The 13,743-nt window shown below is 74.0% G+C and carries 13 protein-coding genes and 1 pseudogene; 7 read left to right on the top strand and 7 right to left on the bottom strand.

Features of this window, described 5'->3' with window-relative positions; genetic code table 11:
• Nucleotides 1-94: 94 nt before the first annotated feature.
• Together ACZ4V6_RS04730 and ACZ4V6_RS04725 are read right to left on the bottom strand one after the other, a co-directional pair.
• Entirely contained in the window at nucleotides 95-772 is a 678-nt protein-coding gene (locus ACZ4V6_RS04730) for a hypothetical protein (protein ID WP_467822502.1), read from the bottom strand.
• Nucleotides 773-980: 208 nt separating this feature from the next.
• Nucleotides 981-1,385 (bottom strand): annotated as a pseudogene (locus ACZ4V6_RS04725) (protein kinase domain-containing protein); the annotation flags it as partial.
• Between the two features lie 439 nt (nucleotides 1,386-1,824).
• Here ACZ4V6_RS04725 and ACZ4V6_RS04720 point away from each other — a divergent pair.
• On the top strand, nucleotides 1,825-2,769 hold the full coding sequence (locus ACZ4V6_RS04720; protein ID WP_467822500.1) for an RICIN domain-containing protein: 945 nt from the start codon (nucleotides 1,825-1,827) through the stop codon (nucleotides 2,767-2,769).
• 81 nt (nucleotides 2,770-2,850) lie between these two features.
• On the opposite strand, the gene ACZ4V6_RS04715 is transcribed toward ACZ4V6_RS04720, so the two are convergent.
• The 4 genes from ACZ4V6_RS04715 to ACZ4V6_RS04700 form a co-directional block, all read right to left on the bottom strand.
• On the bottom strand, nucleotides 2,851-3,570 hold the full coding sequence (locus tag ACZ4V6_RS04715; protein WP_467822498.1) for a VOC family protein: 720 nt from the start codon (nucleotides 3,568-3,570) through the stop codon (nucleotides 2,851-2,853).
• A 61-nt stretch (nucleotides 3,571-3,631) separates the two neighbouring features.
• Nucleotides 3,632-3,940, bottom strand: coding sequence for a non-oxidative hydroxyarylic acid decarboxylases subunit D (locus ACZ4V6_RS04710; protein ID WP_467822497.1), 309 nt, complete (start codon nucleotides 3,938-3,940; stop codon nucleotides 3,632-3,634).
• Nucleotides 3,941-3,995: 55 nt separating this feature from the next.
• Complete coding sequence (locus tag ACZ4V6_RS04705; RefSeq protein WP_467822496.1) at nucleotides 3,996-5,426, bottom strand: non-oxidative hydroxyarylic acid decarboxylases subunit C; 1,431 nt, start codon at nucleotides 5,424-5,426, stop codon at nucleotides 3,996-3,998.
• 71 nt (nucleotides 5,427-5,497) lie between these two features.
• Nucleotides 5,498-6,088: a non-oxidative hydroxyarylic acid decarboxylases subunit B gene (locus ACZ4V6_RS04700; RefSeq protein ID WP_467822495.1), complete on the bottom strand. Its 591-nt coding sequence runs from the start codon at nucleotides 6,086-6,088 to the stop codon at nucleotides 5,498-5,500.
• Between the two features lie 97 nt (nucleotides 6,089-6,185).
• Between ACZ4V6_RS04700 and ACZ4V6_RS04695 the strand changes: the two genes are divergently transcribed.
• Nucleotides 6,186-7,085, top strand: a complete 900-nt coding sequence (locus ACZ4V6_RS04695) for a helix-turn-helix domain-containing protein (RefSeq protein ID WP_467822493.1) — start codon at nucleotides 6,186-6,188, stop codon at nucleotides 7,083-7,085.
• Nucleotides 7,086-7,140: 55 nt separating this feature from the next.
• Here the strand turns inward: ACZ4V6_RS04695 and ACZ4V6_RS04690 are convergent, their stop codons facing one another.
• Nucleotides 7,141-8,163 (bottom strand): Lrp/AsnC family transcriptional regulator, encoded by a 1,023-nt coding sequence (locus ACZ4V6_RS04690; protein ID WP_467822491.1) that lies wholly within the window; start codon nucleotides 8,161-8,163, stop codon nucleotides 7,141-7,143.
• Between the two features lie 107 nt (nucleotides 8,164-8,270).
• On the opposite strand from ACZ4V6_RS04690, the gene ACZ4V6_RS04685 reads away from it, so the two are divergent.
• The 5 genes from ACZ4V6_RS04685 (at nucleotide 8,271) to ACZ4V6_RS04665 (ending at nucleotide 13,717) form a co-directional block, all read left to right on the top strand.
• Nucleotides 8,271-9,692, top strand: a complete 1,422-nt coding sequence (locus ACZ4V6_RS04685) for an MFS transporter (protein ID WP_467822490.1) — start codon at nucleotides 8,271-8,273, stop codon at nucleotides 9,690-9,692.
• The gene (locus ACZ4V6_RS04680) at nucleotides 9,689-10,918 is read left to right on the top strand and encodes an amidohydrolase (protein ID WP_467822489.1); all 1,230 of its coding nucleotides are present in this window, start codon (nucleotides 9,689-9,691) and stop codon (nucleotides 10,916-10,918) included. Before ACZ4V6_RS04685 ends, ACZ4V6_RS04680 begins: the two co-directional genes overlap by 4 nt.
• Nucleotides 10,919-11,044: 126 nt before the next feature.
• Nucleotides 11,045-11,512: a hypothetical protein gene (locus ACZ4V6_RS04675; RefSeq protein WP_467822488.1), complete on the top strand. Its 468-nt coding sequence runs from the start codon at nucleotides 11,045-11,047 to the stop codon at nucleotides 11,510-11,512.
• 442 nt (nucleotides 11,513-11,954) lie between these two features.
• The gene (locus tag ACZ4V6_RS04670; RefSeq protein WP_467822487.1) at nucleotides 11,955-12,344 is read left to right on the top strand and encodes a VOC family protein; all 390 of its coding nucleotides are present in this window, start codon (nucleotides 11,955-11,957) and stop codon (nucleotides 12,342-12,344) included.
• Between the two features lie 8 nt (nucleotides 12,345-12,352).
• Entirely contained in the window at nucleotides 12,353-13,717 is a 1,365-nt protein-coding gene (locus ACZ4V6_RS04665) for a PP2C family protein-serine/threonine phosphatase (RefSeq protein WP_467822486.1), read from the top strand.
• Nucleotides 13,718-13,743: the final 26 nt, after the last annotated feature.

The raw sequence follows: 13,743 nt of genomic DNA, 5'->3' as shown, positions 1-13,743 counted from the left end.
AGCGGACACGACGGACGGCCGGGCGCCTGTCCGCGGTGACACGCGTCCGGCCTCGCGGGTGCCGGCCGCGAACGGCCGGCGGGGCGTCCACGGCTCAGCGGAGGTCGATCAGCCGGTGCAGCGGGGTCCCGCGCGCCCACCGTCTCAGCAGCCTGCCGTCCACCAGGCGGATGTCACCGCTCGCCCGCGCCCACCGGACGTCGCGGAGGGTGAACGTGCCGCGGTGCACGACCAGTCGGAGCCGCGGCGGGCGGTCGTCGCCGAGCCGCTCCCGGGCGAGCGGCGGGTCCTCGTCCGGGAGCGGCTCGGCGACGGGGCGGAACGCGACCTCCAGCCGGTGCCCGCGGTCGTGGCGGGCCCGCACCCACGGCCGGACACCGTCGTCGGCCGCCCGCCGTACGGTCCAGCCGTCCCGGCGGAGCATGCGGCACACGGCCAGCGCGAGGCCGTCGACGTCCAACTCGGCGATTTCTTCCGGCGTGTAGTACCCGCGACGGCGCCGGGCCCGGGGCCGTCGCCGCCCGACGACCACCGCCGCGACGATCGCCACGAGGGCGAGCACGGCCGACAGCGCCGTCGGGCCGTGGAAGCGGTAGGTCACGACCAGGCCGGTGAACGCGCCGCACCCCGTGAGGACCGTCCCGATCAGTGCGGGCAGCACCTCGCGCAACTCGGGTCCGTACGTCCCCCGGGCCCGCAGCAGGCGCACCGCCTGCCGCCGCCGGGACCTCCTCGATCCCTGTCCGCCGGTTCCCGGACGGCACCATGTCACCGGGCAGCTCCCCCCAAGCCTCCGCACACGCGCGTGGACGGGACATACCCGTGGCGGGAGGGCGCATCCCCGCGGGGGGTGACTTTCGGACAGGTCTCCCCGGCGGGCACGGCGGGGTACGGCTCGGGAGGCGCAACGCCCGGCCGCTCCGGCGAGCGCCCTGTCGGCGGGCGGGAGACGGTGAGGAACGGGTGAGATCCGTGGCCCGCGAGATGTCGAAGTCGATCAGGCGCGGACCGTCCTCCGGCAGCAGGACGTTGGACGGCTTGACGTCGCGGTGCACCAGGCCCGCGGTGCGGATGCTGGTCAGCGCCTCGGCCGTGCCCGCCGCCACCCAGTGCAGCGGATCGGCCGGCAGCGGTCCGCAGGAGTCGACGAGTTCACGCAGCGAGGGGGCGGGGACGTACTCCGTGGCCGTCCAGGGCGACGGCGCCTGCGGGTCCGCGTCCACGACGCCGGCGGTGTACGCCCCGCGCACACGGCGGGCCAGGGCCACCTCGCGGACGAAGCGGCGCCGGTCGGCCTCGGCGGGGCTCCGGCCCGCCGAGGGGAGCAGGGTCTCGACGGCCACGGTGCGGCCGCCAGGCGAGCGGGCCGGGCAGACCCGGCCCATGCCACCGCTGGCCGGCTCGGCCAGTACGGTGTACGGCCCGATCCGGCCACCGGGAGGCACGGCAGCCACCGGCCCGGTCCGCTCGCCCCGCACCTGCGCCTCCCCGAGGTGGACGTCGACCCGGGTCAGGGCAGGGCTTGTTCGGCACCGCAGCGGATCGGTCCGTGCCCGCTGGTGGGGCGGCCTCGGCCGCCCCACCAGCGCCCCCCGTCCCCCCTGTTCATGCGGTCGGTGGCCGGTACGGCCCGCTCCCCCACGGGCCTCGGGTGTCACAGAGACTGCCGCCGGTCGGCCGGCCGGGGCAACGGTCGACGGCTGTCCCGGACAGCGGACGGCTGTCCGGGCTGGTCAGGGGCGGGTCCGCAGCGTGTCCCGGACAGCGCGGCGTGGCGGAACATGTCATTGTCCCTTCCGCCGCCGACGCAGCAGGATGACCTTCATGGGGAACCTGGGGGAGCTGTCGCCGTACGACGCGAAGGACGCCGCGGGCTTTGTCGAGTCGATGCGGCGGCTCAAGGCGCTTTCCGGGCGGACGTATCGCGAGCTGGAGGAGCGGGCCGCCCGGAACGGCGACGTGCTGGCGCGCAGCACGCTGGCCGACCTCCTCAGGCGGACGAGCCTGCCGCGGCCCGATCTGCTGGCCGCGTTCGTCCGCGCCTGCGGGGACGAAGGGCGGGTCGACGCGTGGCTGGACGCGAGGGACCGGATCGCCGCAGGCGTCACCGTCGGGGGCGCGACGGCGCCCGATCCCGGCCCCGACGCCGGGGACATCGCGGACGAGGCCCCGTCGCGGACCGGGGGACCCCCGGCCCCGCGGCCCCGCCGGAACAGGAGGCGCACGGCCGCGCTCGTCGCCGCGCTCGTGCTCCCGCTGCTCGCCGTGGCCGCCTGGGGACTGCTCCCCCACGGCTCCGACGGTCCGGACTCGGGGACCGTCACCGCCGGCTGGGTCACCGTCCGCCCCGCCCGCACGCCCGACCTGTGTCTGACCGACGGGCGGGACCGGAAGGGTGCCTACGCCAGCGCCGTCGCCGTCCAGCTCCCCTGCGCGCGGAGCACCGTGCCGCGCACGTACCTCGAACCGGTCGGCGAGGGCCTTTACCACATCCAGTGGCACCACCCGGAGGAAGGAAAGGGCTGCCTGACGGTGATGAGTTCCGGTCCGGTCAGGGGCATGCTCGAACCCTGGGACGACTGCACCCGCGCGACCCTCTTCCGTCTGGAGGCCGACCCCGCCGAAGGCACCGAGGGCGTCCGGATCCGTCCGGTCACCGGCAGCCGGTGCATCGGCATCGCCGACGACCTCACCACCGAGGGCGCGGAGGCGGTCGAGGAACGCTGCACCGGCGAGGCGGACCAGCGGTTCCTCGTCCGGGCGGACTGACGTCGGGAAGACGGTGCCGCCGCCGGCGGCGCCCCGTGGGCGCGGGGACACCACCTCGCGCACGGCACCCCGCGGGAGCCGCTAGCGGGGCCTCTGTACGAAGAACTCGTTGCCGTCGGGGTCGAGCATCAGCGCCCGGTCGCCGCCCTCGCCGGTGCCGGTGCGCGTCGCGCCGAGCGAGACCAGGCGGCCGGCCTCCGCCTCCCAGTCGGCGCCGGCGGGGAGCGCCAGCTCGAAGCACAGCCTGTTCGTGCCCGTCTTCGGCGCCACCGGAGGGCCACCCCACGTGATCTTCGTACCGCCGTCCGGCGACTGGATCGCGGTCTCCTGGTCCTGGTCCCAGACCAGCGGCCACCGCAGCGCCTCGCTCCAGAAGTAGCCGACCTCCTGCGTACCGTCGCAGGCGAGCGCCCCGATGAGACCGGTGTCGGCGAGGAACTTGTTGCCCGGCTCGATGACACAGAACTCGTTGCCGTCCGGATCGGCGAGCACCACGTGTCCCTCTTCGGGGAGTTGGCCCACGTCGATGTGTCTGCCGCCGAGTTCGAGCGCCCTGGCCACCGTCTGCCGCTGATCCTCGGCGGAGGTGCTCGTCAGGTCGAAGTGCGCCCGGTTCCGGCCGGTCCTCGGCTCCCGGCTTGGCAGGAAACGGATGCGGAACCCGGCGGCACCGGGGGGCAGGACCGCGACGTCGCCGTCCGGGCCGTCGACCGGTTCCCGGCCGAGGACACCGGACCAGAACCGTGCCAGGTCCGAGGGCCGGTCCGTGTGGAAGCAGATCGTGAACAGTCGACTGGTCATGCTCCGGTGCGTCTCCGATCCCTGACGGCCGGCACGGCGCCTCGTCCGTGCCCCGCGCAGCCTAGGAGCGGTCGGCCGGCGCCCGCATCCGAGTTTCCGCCGCCGGGCCGGACGCCTGCCCCGCCTCCTGGTGGGAGCCGGGGGTGCGCAGGGGTGGGACGGCGGGGACCTCGACGGCGTTCGCCATGTCCTCGGGGGTCAGCCGGAACGCCTCCGGGTAGGCGTCGCGCCGCGTGCGCCGGGCCGGCTCGCTGGTCCGCCAGGTGTAGAAGCAGCGCCCGCACTGCAGGACGTCCCAGGCACCGGGGACGGGCGAGGAGTGCAGGGTCCTGAGGCTCTCGTGGGCACAGCGGGGGCAGCAGTCGGTCATGGGAGTGCCTTCCTTTGATGCGGAGGGGGCGTTCGGTCGGTGCCGGAGGCGGGCGTCAGCCGCGGGCCTCGGACAGCAGGCGCTGGAGCCTGGCCGCCCAGTCCTTCGCCTCGGGGAGGTCCTTGGTGGGCGTGGAGAAGTTGCCGCGCGCGTCGGGGTGCACGGGCGTGGTGGCGTCGATGATCATCTTGCTGGTCAGACCCGCCGGCTGGGCGGCGGGGGCCAGTTCCACCACGGAGAGGTTGGGCAGGACCACGACGTCGTCGGCCGGATTGACCTTCGACGACATCGCCCACATGACCTGCGGCAGGTCGAACGGGTCCACGTCCTCGTCGACGACGATGACCGTGGTGATGTAACCGAGGCCGTGCGGGGTCGTCATGGCGCGCATGGCGACGGCCTTGGCGAACCCACCGTACCGCTTCCTCGTGGAGATCACGGCCAGCAGACCGTGCGTGTACATGGCGTTGACGGCCTGGACCTCGGGGAACTCGGCGCGCAGCTGCTTCAGCAACGGGACACAGGTGTTGGGGCCCACGAGGTAGTCGCACTCGGTCCACGGCATGCCCAGGTAGAGGGACTCGAAGACCGGGTTCGTGCGGTAGGAGACGCGGTCGATGCGGACGACGGGCATGCGGCGGCCGCCGGAGTAGTGGCCGGTGAACTCGCCGAAGGGGCCCTCGATCTGCCGCTCGCGGCCTTCGATGACGCCCTCGATGACGACCTCGGAGCCCCAGGGCACGTCGAAGCCGGTGAGGGGGGCGGTGGCGATCGGGGCGGGCGCGCCGCGCAGGGCGCCGGCCATCTCGTACTCGCTCTGGTCGTATCCCATGGGCATCCCGGCCACGATGGCCATCACCGGGTCGTTGCCGAGGGTGATGGCGATGGGGAGGTCCTCTCCCCTCTCCTCGGCCTTGCGCAGGTGGAGCGCGATGTCGTGCACGGGTACGGGCTGTATCGCGAGCCGGTTCCGGTCGACGACCTGGAGACGGTAGGTCCCGACGTTCTGCTTGCCGAAGTGGCCGGGGTCCTCGGGGTCGCGGGAGACCACGGCGGCCTTGTCCAGGTAGAAGCCGCCGTCGCCGTCGTTGAGGCGGAACAGGGGAAGCACCGAGAAGAGGTCGACGTCGTCGCCCTCCTGGGTGTTCTCCCGCCACGGCGCGTCCTCGCGCCGCTCGGGGGCGACCGGGAAGGCGTCCCAGCGCCGGGCGAACTCCTCCACCTGTTCCTTGACCGGGGTGTGCTTGGGCAGGCCGAGGGCGAGGGCGTGGTTGGCCCAGGAGCCGTGGACGTTCAGGGCGATCCGGGCGTCGGTGAAGCCCTTGACGTTGTCGAACCACAGGGCGGGTGCGCCGTCGCCGATGCGTCCGGCGGCGTTGGCCGCCGCGGCCAGGTCGGGTTCGGGAAGGACTTCTTCGGTGATGCGCAGCAGCTGGCCTTCCTTCTCCAGCGTGCTGAGGAAACCGCGCAGGTCGTCATGGGCCATGGGTACTCCGTGGAAGTCGAACGTCAGGGGGGCGGGGAAGCGGCGGGGCGCGGCGGCCCCGGGAACGGGGGTCAGGAAGCCGGTCGCAGCAGGCGGGCGGCGCGCATGCCCTCCCACCTCCTGGCGGCGGGGGCGGGCAGGTCGAACTGGTCGAGGATCCGGGCCACGACGTGGTCGACGATGTCGTCCACCGACCGCGGGTGGTTGTAGAAGGCGGGCATGGGCGGCACCATCCGCACGCCCATACGGGAGAGCGCGAGCATGTTCTCCAGATGGATCTCGCTCAGCGGTGTCTCGCGCGGGACGAGGACGAGCCTGCGGCCCTCCTTGAGCACCACGTCGGCGGCACGCCCGACCAGACCGTCGGCGTATCCGGCGCGGATCCCGGCGAGGGTCTTCATCGAGCACGGCACGACCACCATGCCGTCGGTGCGGAACGAGCCGGAGGAGATGGTGGCGCCCTGGTCCTCCGGCCGGTGCACGACGTCGGCCAGGTCTGCGGCCTCGTCCACGGACAGGCCCGTCTCCAGCTCGATCGTCGTCCGCGCCCACCGGCTGAGGACCAGATGGGTCTCGACGTCCGGCAGCCGGGCCAGCACCTGGAGGAACCGGACACCGAACACGGCGCCGGTGGCTCCCGTCATCCCCACGACCAGTCTCATACCGGGTTTCCCTCCCGCGTGCACCGCGCTGATCTGTGTCTACGTCCCCACGCTAGGAGCCCGGTCACGGGGAGCGGCGGTACACTCGGGACTCGACATGGGGAAAAACGGACAGGTTGCGCAGCGGTCGGTCATCCGGGAGCTGGCCCTGCGGCGTACGGCCGGTTCCCCGCCGGGGCTGGAGCTGGTCGAGCTGGCGGGACTGGCCGAGCGCGCCCGGCGGCACGGCAACGACCCGTACGCCTCGCTGCGCCCCGCCTTCCACCAGCTCGTCACCGTGCGCCCGGGCAGCCGCCTGACGGTCTCGGTGGACTTCACCCGGTACGAGTTGTCCGGCGGCGCCTGGCTGTGGATCCGCCCCGGGCAGGTGCAGCGCTGGGGCACGGACCTGGTGAGGGCCCGGGGCCTGGTGGTCGCCTTCCCCTCGGGCTTCCCCGACACGGAGACGGCCGCCGCCTCGGTCGCCGACGTGGCACCGGCCCAGGCGCCCCTCACCCCGGGCGCGCCGGACGCGGAGGGTCTGCGCCGGGCGCTGGACCACTTGCGGTACGAGTACGAGGCCATGGCCGAGCTGCCCCTGGAGTCCCATGTGCAGGTGCTGCGGCATCTGCTGGCGGTACTGGTGGCGCGCCTGGCGGGGGCGTACGGGTCCGAGCCCGGCAGGCCGGCCCCGAACGAGACGTTCCGCCGTTTCCGCGCGGCCGTGGAACGCGACTTCGCGGTCACCCGCCGGGTGGAGGACTACGCGGCGGCACTGGGCTACAGCCGGCGCACGCTCACTCGGGCCACGGAGGCCGTCACCGGCATGCCGGCGAAGCGCTACATCGACGAGCGCGTGGTGCTGGAGGCCAAACGGGAACTGGCCCACGGCCCGCTGACCGTCGCCGCCGTCGCCGCACGACTGGGTTTCGCCGACGCCAGCGACTTCACCAAGTTCTTCCGGCAACGGGCGGGCACGACGCCGACGGCCTTCCGCAGGACGGCTCGCGGCGCCTGACCGAGGGGGCGGCGGCATCCGGGACCGGTGCCGGACCCGGGTGGGAGACCTCGGCCTACCACACCTGGATCGCCCGTGTCCCCGTGCGGCAGCCGTCGGCGTCCAGCAGGTGCCCCATGCGTTTGACGGCACGGACGCCGATGACCCGGTCGATGACCTCCAGGGACGGGAGGCGTTCGCACATCACCGTCTCGCGGTGCTGGACGGTTGCGATGTCCGGCAGCCAGTAGGTGGCCAGGACGTTGGCGGTGCCGGTGACGGCGGCGACGAGCCGGCAGCCGGGGAGGGTGGCCAGCGTGCGGTGCAGTGCGCCGACGTCCTTGGCCGGTGCCCGGCAGCGGAAGGTCACCGGGACGGACAGCCCGACCAGGGGCGGAGCCACGTCACAGCGGAACGCGACCACTCCGGAGCGGGTGAGCCGGCCGAGCCGTCGCCGGGCCGTCGCGGCGCTCGTCCCCACGCGCTGGGCCAGCTCCGCCAGTGCCAGGCGCCCGTCGAGGGCCAGGAGGCCGAGCAGCTCGCGGTCGATGTCGTCGAGCGCGGCCACGGGCGGTGCGGTACCCCGGTCCGCCGTCACCGGCCGGCCGAGCTCAAAGAGCTGGGCCGGGTCCAGGGAGCCCAGCCGCCATCTGCTGCCCTCCGTGTACAGCGACGTGGCGTACAGGCACTCCACCCCGGTGACCCCGGGCAGCCGGGCCAGCCGCTCGTCCACGAAGCGGTGCAGGGCGGCCAGGTCCGGGGCCAGCACGTCCAGCAGCAGGTCGGCGCCGCCCGGCGCGGTGAGTTCGACGGTCACCGCCTCGCTCAGCGAGGCGATCCGTTCGGCCAGCCGCTCCCGTGCCGCGGGCCGGCAGCCGACGAGGACGAACGCCGTGCACCGGGTGCGGGAGAAGGCCGGACCGGGGACGGCGGACAACCAGGCGAGCCCTCGCTCGGTGAGCCGCTCCCAGCGGCGGGCCAGTGTCACCGCCGCGACGCCCAGTGAGGGGGCGAGATCGGCCCATGTGGCACGGGGGCGGATCTGGAGCGCGTGCACGAGTGCGAGGTCCAGTTCGGTGGTCGTGCCCGATTCCTTCATCCCGGCCGGGCCTCCCGCACGCTTTCCGCCGAGTCGGCGGCCGATTCCTCCAGCGCTCGCACTGTAGTCACCATGTCGTGTTCCAGCCAAGGAAAGAGGGTGACACAGTGCCGGATGCCATCGGTCGCAACCGGGGCCTGCTCGCGACCATGACGGTGATCGTGGTGTGCAGCGGCGTCGTCCAGGGCTACCTGACGCCCCTGCTGCCAGTGGTGGGCCGCCACGTCGGGCTGGGCGGCGTGGGGCAGAGCAACCTCTACCTGGTGTCGCAGCTCGCGTTCGCGGTGCTCACCCCTCTGCTGTCGCGCTGGGGCGACCTCTGGGGCCATCGGCGGCTGCTGCGGGTGGCCGTCGCCATGGTGGCCGCGGGGTCCCTGCTGATCGCCCTGAGGCCGACGACCGCCACGCTCGCGCTCGGCATGACGCTGCAGAGCGCCGTCGTCGGCTTCTTTCCGCTGCTGGCCGGGATCCTGCGGTCCCGTGCCCCGGAGTACGGCCGCTTCGGGATGTCGGTGCTCGTCGGCGCACTGCTGCTGTCCATCGGCACCGGTGGTTTCGTCGCCGGCTCGCTGAGCGAGGAGCACGCTCTGGCGGGTCTGTGGACAGCGGTCCCGTTCGGGGTCATGGCCCTGGCCGCGGCGTTCGTCCTGCCCGCCGGCACCGCCGCGCGCGCCGGCCGGTTCAACACCCCGGCCGCGGTGCTGCTGACCCTCGGTCTGGGCGCCCTGGTCCTGGTGCTGACGGAGGGCGGCTCCTGGGGGTGGGCCTCGGCGGCCTCGTTGCTCACCGGGGCCGTCGCCGTGGTCCTCCTCGCCGTGTGGGTCCGCGTCGAACGCACGGCGGACCATCCTCTGGTCGACCTCGCTCTGCTGCGCAACCCGCGGCTGGCCGTGGTCAGTGCCCACACGTTCTGCGCCGCCTTCGGCGCCATCGGCTTCCTCGGCGCGAACGCGGTCTTCCTGGGCGCGGAGCCGGGCGACGAGGGCTACGGGATGGGGCTGGGGTCACGCGCCATCTCGTCGGTGACCCTGGCGATGGTCTTCGCGGGCTTCGGCGGCTCCACGGCTTCGCCCCGGCTGGCCCGGCTCGTCGGCGACCGGGTGACCCTCGTCGCCGGCGGCGGTGTCGGCGCGGCGGGCTTCCTCTGCCTGATGCTGTTCCACGGTTCCCTGCCCCAGTACCTCGTGGGGGCGCTTCTGGTGGGCGTCGCGACGGGGATGTTCGAGGCCGTCACGCGCACCCTGTCCGTCGAGGTCGTCGACGAGACGGAGACGGCCCTGTCCGTCGGCATCAACGAACTGGCCCTCTCCCTCGGGGCGGCGATAGGGGCGGCGTCCATCGGCGCCCTGTTCGCCGGGCATCCCGCGTCCGGCGGCGGTGTCGCGGGGGCGGGGTACCTCTGGGCCTGGGGGACGTGCGCGGCGGTCGCCTCGGGCGGGGCACTGCTCGGTCTGCTGTTCCGCGGCGGGCCCGCGCCCTCCGCCCTCCCGGGCCTCCCACGCCTCGCGCACAAGGAGGAGACGGCATGACGCACGTCCGACCGGAACAGCCGGAACGGTCGCGGACGGCTGCGCGCGAGAATGCCCTCGCCGCCGCCACGGACGCCGTCCGCTCCTGGGGCGAGGCCCTGGTGGGACTGAGCCACAGTCTGCACGCGGAGCCCGAGACGGCACTGCGGGAGCACAGGTCGGCCGCCAAGATCGCGGACCTCCTCGAGGGCGCCGGCTTCCGGGTGGAGCGGGGAGCGGCCGGAATGCCGACCGCCCTCGTCGGCACCTACGGCACCGGTGACCTCGTGGTGTGCCTGTGCGCCGAGTACGACGCGCTGCCGGGCATCGGGCACGCCTGCGGGCACAACGTCAACGGTGCCGCGGCCGTGGGAGCCGCCCTCGGTCTGGCAGCGGTCGCCGATGCCGTCGGGGTCACGGTGAAGCTGGTGGGCACGCCGGCCGAGGAGGACGTCGGCGGGAAGGTGACGCTGCTGGAGGCAGGGGTGTTCGACGACGCCGCGGCGGCGATGATGGTGCACGCCGCCCCGGAGGACTCGGTCGGTGCCTCGTCGCTCGCCGTCGGCGCCTGGGACGTCACCTACCGCGGGGCACCGGCCCACGCCGCCGTCGCACCCTGGCAGGGTGTGAACGCCCTCGACGCCGTCACCCTGGCCCACACGGCGGTCGGCATGCTGCGCCAGCAGTTGCCGCCGGGGACGCTGGTCCACGACGTGGTCCTGGAGGCCGGTCACACGGTCAACGTCATCCCGGAGCTCGCCCGTGCACGCTACGAGGTACGGGCCCGCACGACCGGGGATCTCGCGGACGCCCGGCGCCGGGTGCGGGCCTGCCTCGAAGCGGGCGCGCTGGCCACGGGAGCGGAGCTGGAGCTCGTACCGCACGGTCACGACTTCGCCGACCTGCGGCAGGATCCGTTCCTGACCTCGGCCTACGTGGAGGCGGCCCGGGCTCTCGGCCGGAATCCGGTGGCCCGTCACGGTGAGCCGATGGCCTCCACCGACATGGGCAACGTCTCCCACGTCGTGCCCTCGATCCATCCCTGCATCGGGTACGACACCGGGGGCGCCCTCCAGCACACCGAGGACTTCGCCCGCTACGGGACCGGCGCGGGCGCCGACCGCGCCGTTCTGGACGGTGCGGTCGCCCTGGCCCGAACAGCGGTGCATCTGGCCACCGACCCCGTGCAGCGGGACCGCTTCCTCCACGGCGTGGCCCGTCGTCGGGCGGCGGCCCCGCCGGGGTGACTCGGGCGCCCGGCCGGCAGCGGGCCAAAGGCCGTGGGAACCGCGACCGCGGTTCCCACGCTCGCCCCGTCGTGCGGCGACTGGGACACGTACGGCGGTGACGACGGGGCATACGGGATCCCGAGCATGGAACGTCGCCGACCAGTGGGAGTCCTCGTGCCGCCGACCCTGCGCACCGTCCGCGCGTGCAGCGCAGTCGCCGTCCTGCTTCTCGGGTGCGCCGGTTACGCGGCCACGTACCACCCCTGGCTGGCCCTGCCCGGCCTGTTCGGCGTGGCCGTCTTCGCCTGCTGTGCCGCCGACGCCCGTGCGGAGCACCGGCGTCGGATCGCTCTGGCGCGGCGGGCCGAGCGGCTCGCCCGGCCTCGCCCCGAAGGGCCGTTCTCCGCGCCGGCGCCGTGCTGCGCGTTCTGGCGGACCCCGGGCACGCTCGCGCACCGGCCGGAGTGCACCCGCTCCGCGGCGGTCCCCGGCCCTGCCGTCCAGGACTGCTGCGAGCGGTGGTGGACCTCGCTGGGCGACCTGCACGACGCGGCCTGCCGGCGGGGCGCCGACGCGTCGGCGGCCGAGCGGCAGTCGGACGCGCCGTCCTGACCGGCGCCGGCGGCGTCGAACCATGACGCGCCGGCCGTCCGTTCGCACGATCACGCGTTCTTGTCCGTGGGCACCGTGCACACGGCCCGCCACCGCCCCGCCGAGGGCCGCGTGACGCGCCACCGGCTCGGCGAGGACCGGGAGCCCTCCCTGACCGGCTTCGCTGCAAGTTCCCGCACCGTCCTGGTGGCTGAGCGCGGACCGGACGATGTGGCACCGTTCGGCGGCACGGGTGGAGCCGGCGGTCTCCGCGACCGCGAGGACGTAGCGCGTCCGCCGGAGATCCGTCCGTGGATCGTGAAGCACGATGGAGGGGATGACGGACATGCGTTGGACCGCTGGACGCCCGTCCGGCCATGCTGAGTCCCGGGCCGGACGACAGCCGCACCGGCCCCTCCCGGTCCCCTCGGCGCCCCGGGCGCCTTCACCTGTGGAGACACCCATGCGCGTGATCGACTTCGACCACCTCGTCCTGAACGTCGCCGACGTGGAGCGCTCGCTCGCCTTCTACACCGGCCCTCTGGGCCTGGAGCCCGTACGGGCCGAGGAGTGGCGGGCCGGCAAGGCGTCCTTCCCCTCCGTGCGGGTGAGCCCCACCACCGTCATCGACCTCGTCGAGGCGCCCGCCGGCGGCCCGCGGGGCTCGAACGTCGACCACGTCTGTCTGGTGGTCGAGCCCCTCGACTGGCAGCAGGTCGTCGACTCCGGCGTGTTCACCGTGCTGGACGGTCCCGGCGAGCGCTTCGGGGCCCGGGGCACCGCCGTCTCGCTCTACGTGGAGGACCCCGACGGCAACACCGTGGAACTACGCTGGTACCCGCAGGACGTCTGAGGGCCGCCATGACGAAGGGCGGGCGACGGCTCGTCACCGAGGTGGTGCCCGACGGTGCCGGCGAGGACGGCCCCGACCGCGTCCCGGACACACCTTCGCCCCGGGCGCGTGTCGTCACCGTCGGTCGACGGGTCCTGGCGGGCATGATGCTCGCCAGGGTCCTCGGGCCCGCCGGGACGCTTGACGGAGAGGGAGCGACAGCTGTGGGTGCGGGGCGGGCTGCTGTGGAGTCCAGGCGGCGGGCTGAGCAGCACCCCTGGCCGCCCCGGTGGCTTCGCTGGTTCCCGCCCGCGCTGATCGTGCTGGCCATGGTGCTCGACGAGGTGACGCCGCCGCAGTACTTCTTCGGGCCGCTGCTGTCGGCCTCGGTGGTGCTGGCCATCTTCGCCTACCCGCCGCTCGGCGTCGCCGCCACCGGTGCCGCCGGATGTGTCCTGCTGGCCGTCACCGAGCAGCTCGAGGACTACGTCGGTCCGCTGACCGTCGTGGCGCTGGTCGTGCTGGGCTCCGTCACGGTGCTGTCCGTCGTGCTCTGTGTGGTGCGCCGACGGGCCGAGAGCCGTTTCCGCCGCGTCCAGGCGGTCGCCGAGGCCGTGCAACTGGCCCTGCTCCGGCCCCTGCCCGACCGGATCGGACCGTTGCGGGTGGCCGGCTTCTACCGGGCCGCGGACGACGAGGCCCTCATCGGCGGGGACCTCTACAGCGTCCGTCCGACACCGTTCGGCGTCCGCGTGATCGTCGGGGACGTCAAGGGCAAGGGCATCGGTGCGGCCCAGACCGTGGCCACGGTGATCTCCACCTTCCAGGAGGCGGCGCAGCTCCATCCGACGCTGTCCCAGGTGGCCGGCCGGATCGACGTCGCCCTGGAACTCGACCGTGACAACCCCCCGATGGACCCCGTCAGCCGCATCCAGCCCGCTTCCCCGTCCGCGGACGGCGTGGCACTGACGGACGAGCTGTTCGCCACGGCCGTCCTGCTCGAGTTCTCCCCGGACGGGGACGCCGTGCGGATCCTGGACCGCGGACACCAGCCGCTGCTCGCCGTCCGGCACCGTTCCACGTCCGTGGTGGAGACCGAGCACAGCCTGCCCCTGGGCATGGCCGACCTGCTGCCCGAGCCCCCGGACACCGCCACACGCACGCTGGAGCCCGGCGACATCCTGGTGGCCTACTCCGACGGCGTCACCGAGGCGCGCAGCCGTACGGGCGCCTTCTACCCGCTGCGCGAACGGCTCCAGGCGTACTGCGACGACAGTGACCGGGCGGTCTCCCCCGCCGGCCTCATCACCTTCCTCCAGGACGACCTCGCCCGATGGGCGCCCACCCTGTGCGACGACGCCATCGCGATCGCCTTCCAGCCCACCACGGCCTGACAGGCGAGTCGCCGGCCCGCGTCCGA

The sequence above is a fragment of the Streptomyces sp. NPDC029152 genome (genome assembly GCF_055564355.1).
The sequence above is the reverse complement of the archived record's forward strand: the minus strand, read 5'-3'. Positions and strand labels throughout refer to the sequence as shown.

Coding starts and splice junctions, on each gene's coding strand:
- ACZ4V6_RS04720 (WP_467822500.1), top strand. CDS start 1,825: ATGGGGAACCTGGGGGAGCTGTCGCCGTACGACGCGAAGGACGCCGCG.
- ACZ4V6_RS04715 (WP_467822498.1), bottom strand. CDS start 3,570: ATGACCAGTCGACTGTTCACGATCTGCTTCCACACGGACCGGCCCTCG.
- ACZ4V6_RS04710 (WP_467822497.1), bottom strand. CDS start 3,940: ATGACCGACTGCTGCCCCCGCTGTGCCCACGAGAGCCTCAGGACCCTG.
- ACZ4V6_RS04705 (WP_467822496.1), bottom strand. CDS start 5,426: ATGGCCCATGACGACCTGCGCGGTTTCCTCAGCACGCTGGAGAAGGAA.
- ACZ4V6_RS04700 (WP_467822495.1), bottom strand. CDS start 6,088: ATGAGACTGGTCGTGGGGATGACGGGAGCCACCGGCGCCGTGTTCGGT.
- ACZ4V6_RS04695 (WP_467822493.1), top strand. CDS start 6,186: ATGGGGAAAAACGGACAGGTTGCGCAGCGGTCGGTCATCCGGGAGCTG.
- ACZ4V6_RS04690 (WP_467822491.1), bottom strand. CDS start 8,163: ATGAAGGAATCGGGCACGACCACCGAACTGGACCTCGCACTCGTGCAC.
- ACZ4V6_RS04680 (WP_467822489.1), top strand. CDS start 9,689: ATGACGCACGTCCGACCGGAACAGCCGGAACGGTCGCGGACGGCTGCG.
- ACZ4V6_RS04675 (WP_467822488.1), top strand. CDS start 11,045: ATGGAACGTCGCCGACCAGTGGGAGTCCTCGTGCCGCCGACCCTGCGC.
- ACZ4V6_RS04670 (WP_467822487.1), top strand. CDS start 11,955: ATGCGCGTGATCGACTTCGACCACCTCGTCCTGAACGTCGCCGACGTG.
- ACZ4V6_RS04665 (WP_467822486.1), top strand. CDS start 12,353: ATGACGAAGGGCGGGCGACGGCTCGTCACCGAGGTGGTGCCCGACGGT.